14 protein-coding genes are annotated in these 16,020 nt (G+C 75.7%); 4 read left to right on the forward strand and 10 right to left on the reverse strand.

Features of this window, described 5'->3' with window-relative positions; all coding sequences use genetic code 11:
- The first annotated feature begins 140 nt into the window (after window positions 1-140).
- Both tdh and NUM_RS20435 read left to right on the forward strand, forming a co-directional pair.
- Window positions 141-1,181: an L-threonine 3-dehydrogenase gene (gene tdh, locus NUM_RS20430; protein ID WP_207126510.1), complete on the forward strand. Its 1,041-nt coding sequence runs from the start codon at window positions 141-143 to the stop codon at window positions 1,179-1,181.
- 58 nt (window positions 1,182-1,239) lie between these two features.
- Entirely contained in the window at window positions 1,240-2,424 is a 1,185-nt protein-coding gene (locus tag NUM_RS20435) for a glycine C-acetyltransferase (RefSeq protein ID WP_207126511.1), read from the forward strand.
- Between the two features lie 432 nt (window positions 2,425-2,856).
- Here NUM_RS20435 and NUM_RS20440 read toward each other — a convergent pair whose 3' ends face one another.
- Window positions 2,857-4,041, reverse strand: coding sequence for an MFS transporter (locus NUM_RS20440; RefSeq protein WP_207126512.1), 1,185 nt, complete (start codon window positions 4,039-4,041; stop codon window positions 2,857-2,859).
- A 464-nt stretch (window positions 4,042-4,505) separates the two neighbouring features.
- On the opposite strand from NUM_RS20440, the gene NUM_RS20445 reads away from it, so the two are divergent.
- Complete coding sequence (locus tag NUM_RS20445; protein ID WP_207126513.1) at window positions 4,506-5,405, forward strand: LysR family transcriptional regulator; 900 nt, start codon at window positions 4,506-4,508, stop codon at window positions 5,403-5,405.
- Window positions 5,406-5,637: 232 nt separating this feature from the next.
- On the opposite strand, the gene NUM_RS20450 is transcribed toward NUM_RS20445, so the two are convergent.
- From NUM_RS20450 to NUM_RS20465, 4 genes are all read right to left on the reverse strand, one after another.
- Window positions 5,638-8,748: a WD40 repeat domain-containing protein gene (locus NUM_RS20450; protein ID WP_207126514.1), complete on the reverse strand. Its 3,111-nt coding sequence runs from the start codon at window positions 8,746-8,748 to the stop codon at window positions 5,638-5,640.
- A 215-nt stretch (window positions 8,749-8,963) separates the two neighbouring features.
- Window positions 8,964-9,809 carry an aminoglycoside phosphotransferase/kinase family protein gene (locus NUM_RS20455; RefSeq protein ID WP_207126515.1) on the reverse strand — a complete coding sequence of 282 codons (846 nt, stop codon included), beginning with the start codon at window positions 9,807-9,809 and terminating at the stop codon, window positions 8,964-8,966.
- On the reverse strand, window positions 9,806-10,759 hold the full coding sequence (locus NUM_RS20460; RefSeq protein WP_207126516.1) for an NAD(P)-dependent oxidoreductase: 954 nt from the start codon (window positions 10,757-10,759) through the stop codon (window positions 9,806-9,808). The genes NUM_RS20455 and NUM_RS20460 overlap by 4 nt, the downstream gene beginning before the upstream one ends.
- 85 nt (window positions 10,760-10,844) lie before the next feature.
- Entirely contained in the window at window positions 10,845-11,693 is an 849-nt protein-coding gene (locus tag NUM_RS20465) for a LysR family transcriptional regulator (RefSeq protein WP_308440581.1), read from the reverse strand.
- A gap of 94 nt (window positions 11,694-11,787) precedes the next feature.
- On the opposite strand from NUM_RS20465, the gene NUM_RS20470 reads away from it, so the two are divergent.
- Window positions 11,788-12,474 carry an SDR family NAD(P)-dependent oxidoreductase gene (locus tag NUM_RS20470; RefSeq protein ID WP_207126517.1) on the forward strand — a complete coding sequence of 229 codons (687 nt, stop codon included), beginning with the start codon at window positions 11,788-11,790 and terminating at the stop codon, window positions 12,472-12,474.
- Between the two features lie 98 nt (window positions 12,475-12,572).
- Here the strand turns inward: NUM_RS20470 and NUM_RS20475 are convergent, their stop codons facing one another.
- The 5 genes from NUM_RS20475 to NUM_RS20495 form a co-directional block, all read right to left on the reverse strand.
- A complete protein-coding gene (locus tag NUM_RS20475; RefSeq protein WP_225918723.1) occupies window positions 12,573-13,265 on the reverse strand; it encodes an endonuclease/exonuclease/phosphatase family protein in 693 nt (230 codons plus the stop codon).
- A gap of 30 nt (window positions 13,266-13,295) precedes the next feature.
- The gene (locus tag NUM_RS20480; protein ID WP_207126518.1) at window positions 13,296-14,240 is read right to left on the reverse strand and encodes an ROK family glucokinase; all 945 of its coding nucleotides are present in this window, start codon (window positions 14,238-14,240) and stop codon (window positions 13,296-13,298) included.
- Window positions 14,231-14,743: a hypothetical protein gene (locus NUM_RS20485; protein WP_207126519.1), complete on the reverse strand. Its 513-nt coding sequence runs from the start codon at window positions 14,741-14,743 to the stop codon at window positions 14,231-14,233. Before NUM_RS20485 ends, NUM_RS20480 begins: the two co-directional genes overlap by 10 nt.
- Before the next feature lie 308 nt (window positions 14,744-15,051).
- Window positions 15,052-15,498: an SRPBCC family protein gene (locus NUM_RS20490; protein WP_207126520.1), complete on the reverse strand. Its 447-nt coding sequence runs from the start codon at window positions 15,496-15,498 to the stop codon at window positions 15,052-15,054.
- Window positions 15,499-15,509: 11 nt separating this feature from the next.
- Window positions 15,510-15,914: a polyketide cyclase / dehydrase and lipid transport gene (locus NUM_RS20495; protein WP_207126521.1), complete on the reverse strand. Its 405-nt coding sequence runs from the start codon at window positions 15,912-15,914 to the stop codon at window positions 15,510-15,512.
- Window positions 15,915-16,020 lie beyond the last annotated feature (106 nt).

Raw genomic sequence — 16,020 nt, forward strand, 5'->3', positions numbered from 1 at the left:
CGGACCTGCCAACCACGGCATCCCGATCGGCGCGGCCGGGGCGACGCGGGACGAACGGGGCGGGTTGTGAAGATCGGCTAACAAGGGCGTTCAGCAACGTTCGATGGACGCGGGCCCGGTTCGCGACGCACTCTGTTGGGGTGAAAGCGCTGGTCAAGGCGGCTCCGGGGGCGGGGCTGCAGCTGCTCGAGGTGCCCGAGCCGACGGTCGGGCCGACCGATGTCAAGATCCGCGTGCTGCGCACCGGGCTGTGCGGTACCGACCTGCACATCGAGGCGTGGGACGACTGGGCCAAGGCGTCCGTCGACCCGCCGCTGGTGGTCGGGCACGAGTTCGCCGGCGAGGTCGTCGAGGTCGGCCCGTCGGTGACCGCCGTGTCGGTCGGTGACCTGGTCTCCGGCGAGGGGCACCTGGTGTGCGGCCGGTGCCGCAACTGCCGGGCCGGCCGGCGCCACCTGTGCATCCGTACCGTCGGGTTGGGCGTGCAGCGCGACGGGGCGTTCGCCCAGTTCCTGACGCTGCCGGAGAGCAACGTCTGGGTGCACGGCCGCGGCGACATCGACCTGGACGTGGCGGCGATCTTCGACCCGTTCGGCAACGCGGTGCACACCGCGATGGCGTTCGAGGTGTTCGGCGAGGACGTGCTGATCACCGGCGCCGGCCCGATCGGCATCATGGCCGCCGCGGTGGTCCGGCACGCCGGCGCCCGGCACGTGGTCATCACCGACGTCTCCGAGTACCGGCTGCGGCTGGCCGAGAAGGTCGGCGTCAGCCTGGCGCTGGACGTGTCGACCACGCCGATCGAGCGGGCCCAGGCGATGCTCGGCATGCGGGAGGGCTTCGACGTCGGGCTGGAGATGTCCGGCCAGCCGTCGGCGCTGCGCGAGATGATCGCGAACATGACGCACGGCGGCCGGATCGCGATGCTCGGCCTGCCGTCGAGCGAGATCGCCGTCGACTGGAACAAGGTGGTCACGCACATGCTGACCATCAAGGGCATCTACGGCCGGGAGATGTTCGAGACCTGGTACCGGATGTCGGTGCTGCTGGAGCGCGGCCTGGACCTGTCCCCGGTGATCACCGGCCGGTACGGCTACACCCAGTACGAGCAGGCCTTCGCCGAGGCGCGCTCCGGCAACTGCGGCAAGATCGTGCTGGACTGGACCCGCGAGACCAGCTAGCGACCGGCGACACGGCCGGGACGGTCCACTGTGGGCAGACCACTCGGAAGGGGTGCTGATGTTCGACCGGATGCGCGAGGACCTGGCCGCGACGCTGCAACAGATCCGCGCCGACGGGCTGTACAAGGACGAGCGGGTGATCACCAGCCCGCAGGACTCCGGCATCACCGTCGCGGACGGCAGCTCGGTGATCAACTTCTGCGCGAACAACTACCTCGGCCTGGCCGACCACCCGGCGCTGATCGCCGCGGCCAAGAACGCGCTGGACGAGCGCGGCTTCGGGATGGCGTCAGTCCGGTTCATCTGCGGTACCCAGGACATCCACAAGCAGCTGGAGCGCAAGCTGTCGGAGTTCCTCGGCACCGACGACACGATCCTCTACAGCTCGTGCTTCGACGCGAACGGCGGCGTGTTCGAGACGCTGCTGTCCGACGCCGACGCGGTCATCTCCGACGAGCTGAACCACGCGAGCATCATCGACGGCATCCGGCTGTGCAAGGCGCGCCGGCTGCGCTACAAGAACCGGGACATGGCCGACCTGGAGCAGCAGCTCAAGGACTCCGCCGACGCGCGGTACCGGCTGATCGTCACCGACGGCGTCTTCTCGATGGACGGCTACTACGCGCCGCTCGCCGAGATCTGCGCGCTGGCGGAGCGGTACGACGCGCTGGTGATGGTCGACGACTCGCACGCGGTCGGATTCGTCGGCCCGAACGGCCGGGGCACCCCCGAGCGGGCCGGCGTGCAGGACAAGGTCGACATCGTCACCGGCACCCTGGGCAAGGCGCTCGGCGGCGCGTCCGGCGGGTACGTGTCGGCCCGCGCCGAGATCGTCGAACTGCTGCGGCAGCGTTCCCGGCCGTACCTGTTCTCCAACTCGGTCGCCCCGTCGATCGTGGCCGCGGCGCTCGCCACTCTGGAGCTGCTGGAGTCGTCCGGCGACCTGCGCGAGAAACTGACCGCGAACACCGAGCTGTTCCGCGCCGAGATGACCGCGGCCGGCTTCGACCTGCTGCCCGGCGAGCACGCGATCGTACCGGTGATGATCGGCGACGCGGCCCGTGCGGCGAAGCTCGCCGACCTGCTGCTGGCCCGCGGCATCTACGTGATCGGCTTCTCCTTCCCGGTGGTACCGCGGGGCAAGGCGCGCATCCGCGTCCAGCTGTCCGCGGCGCACTCCACCGAGGAGGTCAAGCGCGCCGTCGCCGCGTTCGTCGACGCCCGCGCCGAACTCGACGCCTGACCGGGGAGCTCGTCGGCCGTCCACAGCCCTCCCGGTTGTCCACAGCCGACGCGCTCGACCGGGACCCGCCCGGTTTCCCGACTAGACTGGGCTGCGGGGGATCCCCCAGGGAGCGGTGGGCTGGCGGTTTCGCCACGTCTTTGCGGTCGAGCACGTTGTCGCCGTCGAGCAGGCCGTCGAAGTCGAGCACTGTTGCAGCCGCGCAAGCCGTCGAAGTCGACCGAGCGCCGCAGCCGACCAGGCCGTTGCAGCCGACCCGGCCGTTGCAGCCGACCGGGCCGTTGCAGCCGAGCAGGTCGTTGCAGTCGGCAAGCCGTCACGGTCGGGCAGGCCGTTGCAGCCGACCCGGCCGTTGCAGCCGACCGGGGCCGTTGCAGTCGACCGGGCCGTTGCAGTCGAACAAGCGTTGCGGTCGGACGAGCCGCCGAACCGTCACCCTCGGGCAGGTGCGGGCAGCAGCCGGCGCAGCACGGTGAGCGCGGCGAGGATCGCGGTGGCGGCGCCGGCCAGGAACGCGGCGACCGGACCGTACCGGTCGACCAGGGTGCCGGACAGCGCCGCGCCCACCGCGTTGCCGATGCCGAACGCGGTGACCAGCCAGGTGAACGCCTCGGTCACGGTGCCGGCCGGCGCCAACCGCTCGACCAGGGCGAACGCGCAGGTCAGCACGGCCGGCAGGGACAGCCCGGCGAGTACCGACAGGCCGATCGTGCCGCCCAGGCCGGGTTGCGCGGCGAGCGGCAGGTAGCCGACCGCGAGCAGCACCGCGACCACCCGCAGCCGGGCGGACAGGTCCCGCGCCGCCGGTACCAGCGTGTAGCCGACGCCGCCGAGCAGCGCGCCGAGCCCGTTCGCGGCGATGAACCAGCCGGCCAGCGACCGGCCGCCGACGTGCTCGGCGTAGGCGGTGGCGCCGACGGAGAACGTACCGATGGTGAATCCGGTCAGCAGCAGCGAGACCAGCAGCCGTACCAGCCGGCCGGAGCGCAGCGGTCCGGCCGGGTGCCGCGCCTCGGTGCGCTCCCCCCGCCAGGTCCGGGACTGCGGCGCCGAGGCGAACGCGGCCACCCCGAGCACGCCGAGCCCGGCGGCGACCAGTACCCCACCGGCCGGCCCGACCAGCCGGACCGCGCCCAGCACCAGCAGCGGGCCCAGCACGAACAGGATCTCCTGCGCCGCCGCGTCCAGCGAGTACGCGGCGTGCAGCCGTTCGGCCGGCACCACCCGGGGCCACAGCACCCGCAGGCACGACTCCAGCGGCGGGGTGGCGACCCCGGCCAGCAGGATCGCGACGATCGCGAGCGCACCGTCGACCGGTACGACGGCGAGCGCGGCGAACCCGGCCCCGGCGGCGAGCGCGGCGACCAGCAGCACCGGTGGCTGCCGGGAGCGGTCGATGACGCGGCCGAGGAGCGGGCCGCCGACCGCGCTGCCGGCGGCGTACAGGCCGGACAGCAGCCCGGCCAGCGCGTAGTCGCCGCCGCGGCCGCGGACCAGCAGCAGCACCGCGAGCGCGGCCATGCCGGTCGGCAGCCGGCCGAGCAGCGACGAGCCGAGCAGCCGTACGGCGGGGCGACGGGACAGCACCGCCAGGGTGGGCGCGAGCGGGCTGCTCATCGGCCCTGCTCCCCCGCCGGAAACCCGGCTCGGCACCCGGGCTGCGGCTGGGGCGGCTCGCTCGATGCCGGCACCACCGCCCGGCGGCACCGGCTCGACCCGGGTGCGCCGGGATCGGGGGCGGCGGGATCGGAACAGGGTAGCGAGAAGCGGAACATCGACCCTCCAGTACGGCCAACGCGATGGTCAACGACATTTCGGGCGCGGCAGGTGGCGCCGGTGGCGCCGTTCGCCAGGTGAGTGCCCGATGTCCCTGATCAGGGCGCGAAGTCGGACCGGCTGTGGTCCTCGCCGTACAGCGGCAACGGAGGTGTCACCCAACCGTCGACCGCGATCATGTCCGGGATCATAGGCACCGCCACGTCCCCGCGCCAACGAGATCCACGGCACCCCGCGGTCCGCTCGCCACGGCACGGTACGGGGGCGGCGGCCGGTCGCGGCGGGCGGCGAGGCACCATGGGCGCGTGATCGATCCTCGGCGGCTGCGGGTGCTGCGCGCGCTGGCCGACCACGGCACGGTGACCGCGGCGGCGCAGGCGCTCTACCTGACCCCCAGCGCGGTCAGCCAGCAGCTCGCCGCGCTGGAGAGCGAGGCCGGCCAGCCGCTGCTGGAGCGCCGCGGCCGGCGGGTCCGGCTGACCGCCGCCGGGGTGATCCTCGCCGAGCACGCCACCGAGGTACTCGCCCGGTTGGAGCAGGCCGAGTCGGCCCTCGCCGCGCACGCGGCCGGCGCCGCCGGCACCATCACCGTCGGCGCGTTCGCCACCGCGATCGCCGGTGTGCTGGCCCCGGCGATCGCCGAGCTCGCCGAGACCCACCCGGAGATCGACGTGCGGGTACGCGACGCCGAGGGCGACGCGAGCCTCGGCCTGCTGCTCGACGGGGGCATCGACCTCGCCGTCGCGGTCGAGTACCGCGGGGCCCCGCCGGCCGACGACCCGCGGCTGCGCCGGATCCCGCTGTACGCCGAGCCGTTCGACGCGGTACTGCCGAGCGGGCACTGGCTCGCCAAGCACACCGAGGTGGCGCTGCACGATCTTGCCCCGGACGACTGGATCAGCCCGTCACCGGGCAACCCGTGCCACGACGTCGTCGCCCTGGCCTGCGAGTACGCCGGGTTCACGGCTCGGGTCCGGCACCGCTCGGACGACTTCCGGGCGGTCGTCGCGCTGGCCGCGGCCGGTGCCGGCGTGGCGCTGGTACCGCGGTCGGCGCTGGATCCGGTCGACGGTGCGGTGGTGCGCCCGGTCGCCGGTACGCCGCCGACCCGGCGGGTGTTCGCCGCGCACCGGCGCGGCGCCGAGTCGCACCCGCTGCTCACCATCACGCTGGACACGATCCGCCGCGCCACCGCCACCCGCTGACCCGCCGCACCGGCGGCAGCACCGCTCGGCCCGCCGGCCTGGCCAGGCCGGACGGCACCACGCGGTCCCCCGACCCGCTCCGGTCACCGGCGCGGTACGGATCAGCGCAGGATCATCGCGGCACGGATCAGCGCGACACAGGTCAACGCGGCACAGGTCAACGCGGCACAGGTCAACGCGGCACGGGCCAACGCGGCACGGGCCAACGCGGCACAGATCCGCGCTGGACGGGTCAGCGCGGGTCGGGGCGGACGTCCAGGGCGAGGTAGCCGCCGGCGCAGCCGACCAGCAGGCGGGAGCCGCGGGCGGCGAGCGACCAGATCCGGGTGTCCAGCGACAGCGTGGACAGGCACCGGTCGTCGACCGGGTCCCAGATCCGCAGCACCCCGTGCCGGTCGCCGGCGGCCACCAGGCAGCGGCCGTCGTCGGTACGCAGCACGGCGAGGTCGACGCGCGAGTCGTCGTCGCCGCCCGACAGCCGCCCGACCGCGCGGCCGTCGACCGGGTCGTACAGCCGGATCTCGCCGCTGCTGCCGCCCGCCGCGAGCCGTGGCCCGGCCGGGGTCGGCACCGCGACCAGCTGGGCCGCGTCGGCGAACGGCACCGGCAGCGGGCGCCCGACGGCCCGGCCGGTGTTCGGGTCGTACAGCTGCAGGAGGCGGTCCCGGTGGCGGGCCGCGACGAGGGACCTGCCGTCGGGCAGTCGGACCACCGCGAGCGGACCGCAGAGACCGTCGCTCAGCGGACGGTCGGACCCGTCCGCGGGATCCCACAGCCACGCGCCGGCCGGGTTGTAGTGACCGGCGGCGGCGCCGACGACGACCCGGCCGTCGGCCAGCGGCACCGCGGTCAGGTGGTCCGAGGCGCCCTGGTGGCCGGTGATGCGGCGGCCGGACAACCCGTCGCCGGACGGCTCCCACAGCCACACCGTCCGGTCGTCACCACCGCTGGCGAGCAGCGCGCGACCGTCCGCGCGCGCGACCGTGGTGAGTGCCAGGACCGGCCCGGCGTGGCCGGTGGCCGGTTCGCCGACGGGGGCGCCCGTCGCCGCGTCCCACAGCCGTACGGTGCCGTCGGCGCCGGCGCTCGCCAGGTAGCTGGCGCCGGCCGGGCCGGGCAGCACGGCGAGCGCCTGCACCACGTCGGTGTGGCCCGCCAGCGGCTTGCCGACCGGCCCGCCGGCCACCGGGTCCCAGCGCACGATCGTGCGGCCGCCGGCAACGGCGAGCACCGTACGCCCGTCGGCGAGCGGCAGCGTGGCGAGCGCGGTCACCTTGCCCCGCGCCGCGATCGGACCACAGTCGACCGGGGAGCCGGTGCCGGCGTCGAAGACCTGGACCGTGCGGTCCTGGCCGCCGGCCGCGACCAGCGACCGCCCGTCGTGCCGGAACCCGGTCAGCGCGCGGACCCCCGTCGCGGGCAGCGTCGGCGCGTCGGAGCCGTCCGGGTTCCAGCACCAGACGTGGTCGGGGCGACTCGCGACCGCCAGCGTCGCGCCGCCCTCGGCGCGCGGCACCACCGCCAGCGCCGCCACGTTGTCGGTCTCGATCGGCTCGATCAGCCGCTTCCCGGACACCGGATCGACCAGGTGCAGCTCGCCGGCGCCCCGCCAGGACGAGGTGCCGACGGCGAGCGCGACCCGGCCGTCGCCGAGCGGGAGCCAGGCCGACGCGGACAGCCGCCCACGGTAACCGGTGGCGGACGCCGGCCCGAGCGGCGCACCGTCCGGGTCCCAGCCGAGCAGCTGGCTGTCGCCGCTGACCAGCATCGGAGCGCCGGTCGGCAACACGCCGGCCGCAAGGGCACCGACCGGACCGGCGTGCGCGGGTGGAGTCGCCGCGACCCGGTCGCCGGTCACCGGATCGAACAGCAGCACCGCGCCGTGCCGGTCGCCGGTCGCCACCAGCTCCCGGCCGTCGGCCAACCGCACCGCGGCGAGGGCCCCGGCCTGCTCACCGGCGGCCAGCAGCGGCGTGCCCACCGGCGACCCGGTGTCGGCGTCGCGCAGCCGCAGCCCGTCGTCGTCGGTGGCGGCGAGCACCCGGCCGTCCGGCAGCTCGACCAGCGCGACCTGGGGCAGCGACGGGCCGGCGGTGGTCGCGGCCGGGTCGGCCGGATCGGTGTCCCACAGCCGGAGCGCGTCCCCCTCGTCGATCGTCGCGAGCACCGTCCGGCCGCCGGGCAGCGGCAGTGCGGCCATCGACCAGACCCGGGGATCGACGGTGGGCAGCCGGCTGCCGGTGGACTCCGGCGCGCCCGGGTCGAACAGCCACAGGCCACCGGAGTCGGCCACCGCGAGCGCGGTCGACCCGTCCGGGCGGGACAGCGCCGCCATCGCCGTCACGTACCCGTCGGTCAGCCGGAGCGGCTCGCCGAACCGCTCCCGCTCGCCCGGTGCCCACAGCGAGATCTCCTGCTGCCACGCGGTGGCCAGCAGCAGCCGATCGCCGAGCGGGACCGTACTGGCCACCTGCACGCCGTCGAGGTCGCCGAACCCGGCTCCGGACAGCTCGACCACCGACAGCCTCGACGTGCGGGCCCAGGTGATCGCGAGCAGCGGGCCACCGTCGGGCTGCGGCCACGGCACGATCGCGGAGACCTTGCCGGAGTTCCACGGCCCCCGGGTCACCTCGGCCAGCTGGGTGCCGGTCGGCGACCAGACCAGGACCGCGCCGTCCTTGTCGCCGGTCGCGAGCGCCGGCCGACCGTCCGGCAGCGTCAGCCAGCACACCGCCGTGACCGCCTTGTCGACCCCGGCCATCCAGGTGTCGAGCACCGCACCGGTACGCGGGTCGCACACCCGCACCGACCGGCCGCTGGCGATCGCCAGCCGCGGGACCCCGTCCGGGCCGACCTCGGCCGCCACGGCGGTCACCGCGCCGCGGCCGCGGATCGTCGCGGTCACCGTGCCGGTCGCCGGGTCCCACAGGTGCAGCGCCCGTCGCTGCGCCTGGTAGGCCAGCAGCGCGCGGCCGTCCGGCAGCGGCACGGTCGCGGTCAGCCAGTCGTCACAGCCGGTCGCCACGGTGACGTGCGTCGGCCGGGGTGGCACGTCGGCCCACCGCAACCGGAACCCCGCGGCCTCCTCGCCGCGGGGCGGCACGCCGTGCCGGACCCGGGCCAGCTCCAGCAGCAGCCCGCGCTCGTGCGAGGCGGCCGAGCGCAGCTGGTGGGCCACGCTGAGCACCGCGGCCACCTCGCCCGGCAGCGCGTTCCACCGCACACCGCTGGACAGCACCGCCGCGACGACCTGGTCCGGCTCGGCGGCGGCGCGCGCCACCACCTGCCGCCAGTCACCGGTCCGTACCGCCGCCGTCACCGCATCGACCATCGTCTCCGCCACGCGGCCTTTGTAACAGACGGCTACGACACGGCCGGGCGGCCGACGACTCCGCCGTCGAACTCCCCGACTGTCCACTATGGACGTCAGGGGTGATACGGAGCTCCGCCGCGGCGGCCCCCGGGATTTCGGCGGCGGGCCACCGGCAGCAGCCGGTTCCGAGCACCCCGGCGAGCCGCCCGCTCACGCTGGTCGCGGCTCCGCCGCGAGCCCGCTCGTCAGTCGGCCCGCAGCTCCCCGGCCAGCCGGGCGAACTGGTCGCGGGCCGAGCGCTCCAGCGCGACCTCGCCGTACCGGTGGCCCCACACCGCCAGGAACACCGCCCGTACCGCGGCGCAGCGCAGCAGCATCGCGCGATCGACCGCACCGAGCGCCCGGCCGTACCCGGCGAGGAAGGCCGCCGCGAGCTCCGGATCGTCGCGCCACGGCCCGACCGCGAGCCGGGTCAGGTCGGCGACCCAGACGTCCCGGCCGGACCACTCGAAGTCGATCACGGTGAACCGGTCTCCCCCGGCGCCGTCGACCGGTGCCAGCAACCAGTTTCGCGGCGTGTAGTCGCCGTGACAGGGCACCCGGTGGGGCACCGGCAGGTCCGCGAGGTCGAGCACGGCCGCCCGGACGGCCGCCAGCGAGGGCGCCGGCAGCAGTTCTGCGGCCGCCGGCGCCCACCGGTCGAACTCGGCCAGCCGTACCGTGGCGAACTCCGGCCACGGCTCCGGTTCGGCCGCCTCGTGCAGCCGGCGCACCGCACCGGCCCGCCGCTGTACCGGCGGGGTCAGCCCGCGCGACCAGTCGGGCCCGCCGCGGACGGCCGACAGCAGCAACGTCCCGGTGGCGTCGTCGGCGAACCGCAGCCGCGGCGCCCGCTCACCGAGCGCCGGCACCCACCGCCGGTAGGCGTCGCGTTCGGCGCGGTAGCGGTCCCGGTCGCGGTGTTGCTTGCCCACCCAGCGCGCGCCGCGCGCATCGCGTACCAGCAGCACCGTCGCGCCGCCGTGCGCCCACGACCGGTCCGCCTCCACGGTGCAGTCGCCGAGCACCCGCCGCAGCAGCGCCAGCATCACTCTCCAGAGTGGACGGACAGGTCGTCGAGCACCCGGGTCAGCTCGGTCAGCCGGGCGCGCTGCACCTCCGGGAGGCTGAACGCGCCGCCGCGGTGCGGGCTGAGCACCACGTTCGGCAGCTGGTGGAACGGGAAGCGGGACGCGGCGACCCCGGTGCGCGGGCCGTCCCCGGACGCCTCGGACCACCACACGTCCAGCCCGGCGGCCAACCTGCCGGTCAGCAACCGTTGGTACAGCGCGGCCTCGTCCACCACGGCGGCGCGCGCCACGTTCACCAGCACGGCCGGATCGGGCAGCAGCGCCAGCTCGGGCGCGCCGATCAGGCCGGTCGTACGGGCCGACAGCGGTACCGCGAGCACCACGACGCGGGAGCGGCGCAGCAGGTCGGGCAGCCGGCGCGGCGGGTGGATCAGCGCGACACCGTCGCCGCTGGTACCGCGGGCGCCGGCGCGGATCGCGTTGACCCGCAGGTCCAGCGCGGCCAGAGCGCGGGCCACCCGGCGACCGACCTGGCCGTACCCGACGACCGTCGCGGTGTGGCCGGCGAGCACCATCGTCGGTTCCGGCGGGACGAACCGCGGGGTCCAGTCGCCGTCGCGCATCGCCCGGTCGGCGGGTACCAGCGCCCGCGCCGCGGCGAGCACCAGCCCCAGCGCGAGCTCGGCGGTCGGGCCGGCGGTGTGGTGCAGGGTGCGTACCGCGATGCCGGGCCGGTCGGCGAGCCGTTCGGCGGTCTGCGCCGGGATCCCGGCGAACGGCACCACCAGCGTGCGCAGCGCGGGGCTCGCGGACAGCAGCGCCTCGTCCGGCCGGCCGGCGACGAGCACCGAGTACCGGGCGTCCGCGGGCGGCGCGCCGTCGGTGAACCGCCAGTCCGGCCGCTCCCGGCGCAGCCGGGCCACCGCCCGCTCACCCACCGACGCCACGCCGTGCACCCAGAAAGCCGTCACACCGTCGGATTCTGGCACCTCCGGCCCGCCACGAACCCGCCGGCCGCACCCCGGACGCGCTGGGTGCGGCGACGGGGCCGGGTGCTCAGCGGATCGGCGGCCCCGCGGTACCGGGCTCGGGGCCCGCGCGGTGCACCGACTCGGCGGCGCGGGCGAGGGCCGCCACCGACGGCGCGGTGCTGTACCCGGGCCAGGCGAGTACCAGGGTCAGCGGCGCGGCGTCGGTGACCGGGACGGCGGCCAGGTCGGCCCGCAGCGGTACGGTCAGCGACCGCGGCAGGACCGCGACGAGCTGGCCGAGCGCGATCCGGTGCATCAGCTCGTCGATGCTGCCGACGACGTTGTCGTCGCGCCGGTGCACGGTCTCGCCGCGCAGCTCGTCCATGCGGATCCCGGTCCGGTCGGCGAGCGGGTGGGCGGTCGGCAGCACCGCGACGGGCGGGTCGGTGAGCAGCGGCTGGGTGTCGAACCCGCGCAGGTCGTCGATCGGGTCGTAGAGCAGGGCGGCGTCGGCGCGGCCGTCGCGCAGCGAGGCGCAGCGGTCCGCGGCGAAGATCACGTGCACCGGCAGCACGTCCGGCTCTCGCTGGTAGGCGGCGAGCAGGTCGGGCAGCCGGCCTCCGTCGCCGCCCACCTTGATGGCGAGCACCAGCCGGGGTTCCACCGCGCCGGCCCGCTGGGCCCGGTGGGCCGCGGCGGACACCGCGTCGAGCGCGTACCGGGCGTCCTCGACCAGCGCGCGACCGGACGGGGTGAGGGCGACCGACCGGCTGGTGCGCTCGAACAGCCCGACGCCGAGCCGGCGCTCCAGCCGGGCCACCGAGCGGGACAGCGCCGGCTGGGCGATGCCGAGCCGCGCCGCGGCCCGGCCGAAGTGCAGTTCCTCGGCGACCGCCAGGAAGTACGCCAGCTCCCGGGTCTCCAGCCGATCCATGCCTCCAGGGTATCGATCGGCGCCGGATCGGTCTTGGACGTATCCGAGCGACCGGTGCTGGGATCGGATCAGCCCCACGACCATAGGAGATCAGATGCCCACCATTGCCATCGTCGGCGCCGGCGCCCGCCTCGGCCTGTCCCTCGGCCGGGTCTTCGGCCGGCACGGGTACCGGGTCGCGCTGCTGGCCCGCAGTCCCGAACGGCTCGACGGACTGGTCCGGCAGCTCGCCGCCGAGCAGATCGACGCCGCCGGGTTCACCGCCGACGTCCTGGACCGGCCGGCGCTGACCGACGCGCTGAACCGGGCCGCCGACCGCTTCGCCGGCATCGACGTCCTGGAGTACTCCCCCACGGTCACCGGGACGGCGTCGGGCGACGCCCACGCCGGCGCTCTCGACCTGACCGTCGACCACCTCCGGCCGCAGCTGGAGAGCACCTGCTACGGCGCGATCGCCGCCACCCGGGCGGTCCTGCCGGCGATGCGCGCGGCCGGCGCCGGCGCCCTGCTGTACACCACCGGCGCCTCGGCGGTGCACCCGGTGCCGATGTTCGCCGGGCCGGGCATCGCCGCCGCCGGGCTGCGCAACTGGGTACTCAACCTCAACACGCTGCTCGCCGAGGACGGGGTGTACGCCTGCCACGTGTCGATCGGCGTGTGGCTGACCGGTACCCCGACGCCGACCCCGGACACTCCCACCACGCACCCGGACGTACTGGCGGAGACGTACTGGCAGCTGGCCGCGGACCGCACCGAACCGGAACGGTTGATCACCGCCTGACCGGAACTGTCTACAGTGGACGGGCGCGGCCCGGGACCGGCCCCCGGCCGGCCACCGCCGGCCGGGGGCCGGCCGCGCCGCGCCCGGGGACGCGGCTGCTACGGCAGGGTGAGGTCGGCGAACACCGGGAGGTGGTCGGAGGCGAGCCGGGCGTCGTCGGTGTCGATCACCCGGACGTCGTACACCGTGCTGGCCGCGGGCGCCAGGACGGCGTCGAGGCGCAGCCGGGGCGCGGCCGCCGGGTACGTCGGGTCGCCCTTGCCGGGGGCCGGGTCGGCGAGCGTGGTGCTCGTCAGGTGCGACCAGACCTGTCCGCCGGGCGCCTCGTTCAGGTCGGCGGCGAACAGCACCGGCGGCTGCTGCGCGCAGACCACCGCGGCCAGCCGCTCGGCCTGGTCGGTGCGCTCGGCCGGGTCGGTACCCAGGTGGGTCCCGACGGCGGTGAAGCGGCCACCGTCGGCGAGCTGGCAGTCGGCGAACGCCACCCCGCGCAGGTGCCGGCCCGGCGTCAGCGGGAACCGCAGCGACCAGTCGCGCACCACCCGTACCCGCTGGCCGACCATGATCAGGTTGCCGATGGCGGGGCCGCCGCCGGCACCGAAGAACAGCCCGCAGTGCCGGGCGAGCTCCGCGCAGCGGGTCCGCCAGCGGAACCGGCGCGGCGCCTCCTGCACGAACACGATGTCCGGCCGGGCCGCGCGCACCACCCGGTACAGCGCCTCCCGATCGTCCTTGAGCCCGTGCACGTTGTAGCTCAACACCCGCACCCGGCCACCCACCGGCACCTCCACGATCGCTCTCGATCTTGACTGACGGCGACGCTAGCGGCGCCGGGCGAGGTCGGCGGCGCCGACGACGCCGGCGGTGTTGCCCATCTCAGCGGGGCGCAGCTCGGCGACCGGCAGCTGACCGCGCTGCGCCATGCCGTCCGCGTACGCCTGGCGGGCCGGGGCGAGCAACAGGTCGCCGGCCTCGACCACGCCGCCGCCGACCACGATCACCGCCGGGTCGAGCGCCTGGACGAGATCGACGCAGGCCAGCCCGAGCCACTTGCCGATGTCCGCGAACGCCGCCACCGACGCCGGCTCACCCTGCCGGGCAGCGTCGGTGATCATCGGGCCGGTGACCCGGTCCGGGTCACCGCCGGTCAGCTCGGTCAGGATCGGCGCGGTGGCCGGTACGTGCGCCACCGCCACCTGGCCGAGCCGCACCAGCGCCTGCCCGCTCGCGTACTGCTCCAGGCAGCCGCGCCGGCCGCACCCGCAGACCTGACCGTCCGGCACCGCGGTCAGGTGCCCCAGCTCGGCGGCGATGCCGTGCGCGCCGCGGATCAGCTGGCCCTCCATGATCACCGCGCCGCCGATGCCGGTGCCGACGGTGTACATGATCATCGACTCGACGTCGCGGCCGGCGCCGAACCGATACTCGGCCCAGGCGGCGACGTTCGCGTCGTTCTCCACCACTACCGGCAGGCCGAACTTGTCCGCGAGCTCCGCCCGCAGCGGCTCGTTGCGCCAGGCGATGTTGGGCGCGAACAGCACGGTCGACCGGGCCGCGTCGATCCAGCCGGCCGCGCCGACCCCGATCGCCTCGACCTGGTGTGCGCCGGCCAGCTCCTCGACCGCGTCCATGATCATCTGCAGGGTGCGGGAAACGTCGTCGGCCGGCGTGTCGCGGCGGGTCTCCGAGACGACCGCGCCGTCCTCGGCGACGACCGCGGCGGCCACCTTCGTCCCGCCGACATCCACCCCGATCGTCACTGACACCCGACGTCTCCCTTCGTCTGCACCCCGCCGTCGGCGGGCTCCCCTGCCGCGGCCGCCGGATCGCCGCCCGGCCCGGCCGCGCCCGCCGCCGCACCGGACGCACCGTCAACGGACGAACCGCCGTCCGACGAACCGCCGAACGACGCACCGTCGGCGGACGGCTCGCCGGCGAACGCGCCGTCGGCGGACGCGCCGTCGGCGGACGCGCCGTCGGCGGACGGCTCGCCGGCGGGCGAGTTGCCGGCGGGCCCGGTACGGTGCTGCCCGGCGGCGCCGTCGGACCAGGCGCGGAGCAGGCCGGCGACGCCGTCGGCGACGGTGCCGACCGCGTCCGCCAACCGCTCGGACAGCTGCGGGTCCGGCTCGCGCACCGCGGCGGCGGCCCGGCACAGCGGGCACCGGCAGCCGGCCTCGCCGGGCCACCCGCTCGCCGCCCGGGACGCGGCGGCGAGGACGCCGGTGACGAGCAACCGTGCCTCGTCGCGTACCGCAGCGTGTGCCACCGGCGCACTCCCGTCCCGGCCGGCACCGCGCGCCGGCCGTCCAGCCACCTCGACCGGCACGAACTCTACTTGGCGGGCGCGGCGCGCAGCCGCGGCAGGCTCGCCTGCGTGACGTGGCCGGCCGCGGGACTCGACACCGGCCTCGGCGGGCCGGGCGAGGCTGGCAGGTGCCGGCCGGAGCGGGCCCGGTGCCGGCCTCGGCGGGCCGGACGAGGGTGGCAGGTGCCGGCCGGGGCGGGCCCAGTCCCGGCCTCGGCGGGCGGGGCGAGGGTGGTCGGTGCCGGCCCGGGCCGGCCGGGCGAGCGTGGTCAGTCGGCGGTCTCGGCGCGCTTCTTCAGCTCGCGCAGCGCCACGTCCATGATCATCTTCTCGGCGCGGCGGCGGAGCATGCCGAGCATCGGCGCGGCCAGCTGTACCGACAGCGAGTAGGTCACCGTGACGGTGCCGTCACCGTTGTCATCGATGTCGTACGAGCCGTCCTGGTCCTTCTGCACCCGGGTGGGTTCGACCAGCCGCCACTGGATCCGGCTCAGGTCCTCGGCGTACTCGTACTCCAGCGTGTAGGTGTCCTTGAGGACACCGGCGTCGAGGACGAACCGGACCCGGCTGGCGTAGCCGTCCTCGTACTCCTCCAGCACGTCGACGGTCTGCACCGCGCTGGCCCAGCCCGGATAGGCGGGGAAGTCGCTGATGATCTCCACGACCCGTTGCGGGGTGGCGCGCACGACGATCGACTGCGTCGAGGAGTCCGTCATGGATCGTGAGGCTACCGTGCCGTCCGGTCGACCATCGTCCCCACCGCCGCCTCGCCCGGCGCCCGGCCCGCCTCGATCCGGTCCTTGTGCCGCCACAGGCCCCACCGCATGGTCCGCTGCCGGCGGTCCGCCTCGCGCCGCGCGACGCGCGCCGAGACCGGGCCGGCGGTGGGGTCGAGCCGCAGGTACGAGTGGACGAGCACGCCGTCGGCGCAGGGCTCCAGCCACAGCTCGGCGGTGCCGCGCCAGGCGCCGTGCACCGCGTACCGTTGACCTTCCAGGCCACGCCGCTGCGTGACCGTGACGGTCAGGTCGGGCCACAGGTCCGCGGCGACCGCCGGCTCGGCCAGCGCGTCGGCGACCAGCCTGGGCGCGGCGGCCACGAACGTCTCCTGCAGCACGTCGACCAGCGGCATGCCGCCCAGCCTGCCACACTGCGGAGGCACCGGCGACGCGGTACGCGCTGCCCCGGGCGCGGTGGACCATTCCGCGACCGGGGGTCACGAAACCGTGGTACTGGGC

Source organism: Actinocatenispora comari, assembly GCF_017312725.1.
Lineage (GTDB): Bacteria > Actinomycetota > Actinomycetes > Mycobacteriales > Micromonosporaceae > Actinocatenispora > Actinocatenispora comari.

Excerpts from the sequence above, each read along its gene's own strand:
- NUM_RS20465 (WP_308440581.1), bottom strand. The coding sequence starts at position 11,693 with ATGGATCGGCTGGAGACCCGGGAGCTGGCGTACTTCCTGGCGGTCGCC.
- NUM_RS20440 (WP_207126512.1), bottom strand. The coding sequence starts at position 4,041 with ATGAGCAGCCCGCTCGCGCCCACCCTGGCGGTGCTGTCCCGTCGCCCC.
- NUM_RS20435 (WP_207126511.1), top strand. The coding sequence starts at position 1,240 with ATGTTCGACCGGATGCGCGAGGACCTGGCCGCGACGCTGCAACAGATC.
- NUM_RS20495 (WP_207126521.1), bottom strand. The coding sequence starts at position 15,914 with ATGCCGCTGGTCGACGTGCTGCAGGAGACGTTCGTGGCCGCCGCGCCC.
- NUM_RS20470 (WP_207126517.1), top strand. The coding sequence starts at position 11,788 with ATGCCCACCATTGCCATCGTCGGCGCCGGCGCCCGCCTCGGCCTGTCC.
- NUM_RS20490 (WP_207126520.1), bottom strand. The coding sequence starts at position 15,498 with ATGACGGACTCCTCGACGCAGTCGATCGTCGTGCGCGCCACCCCGCAA.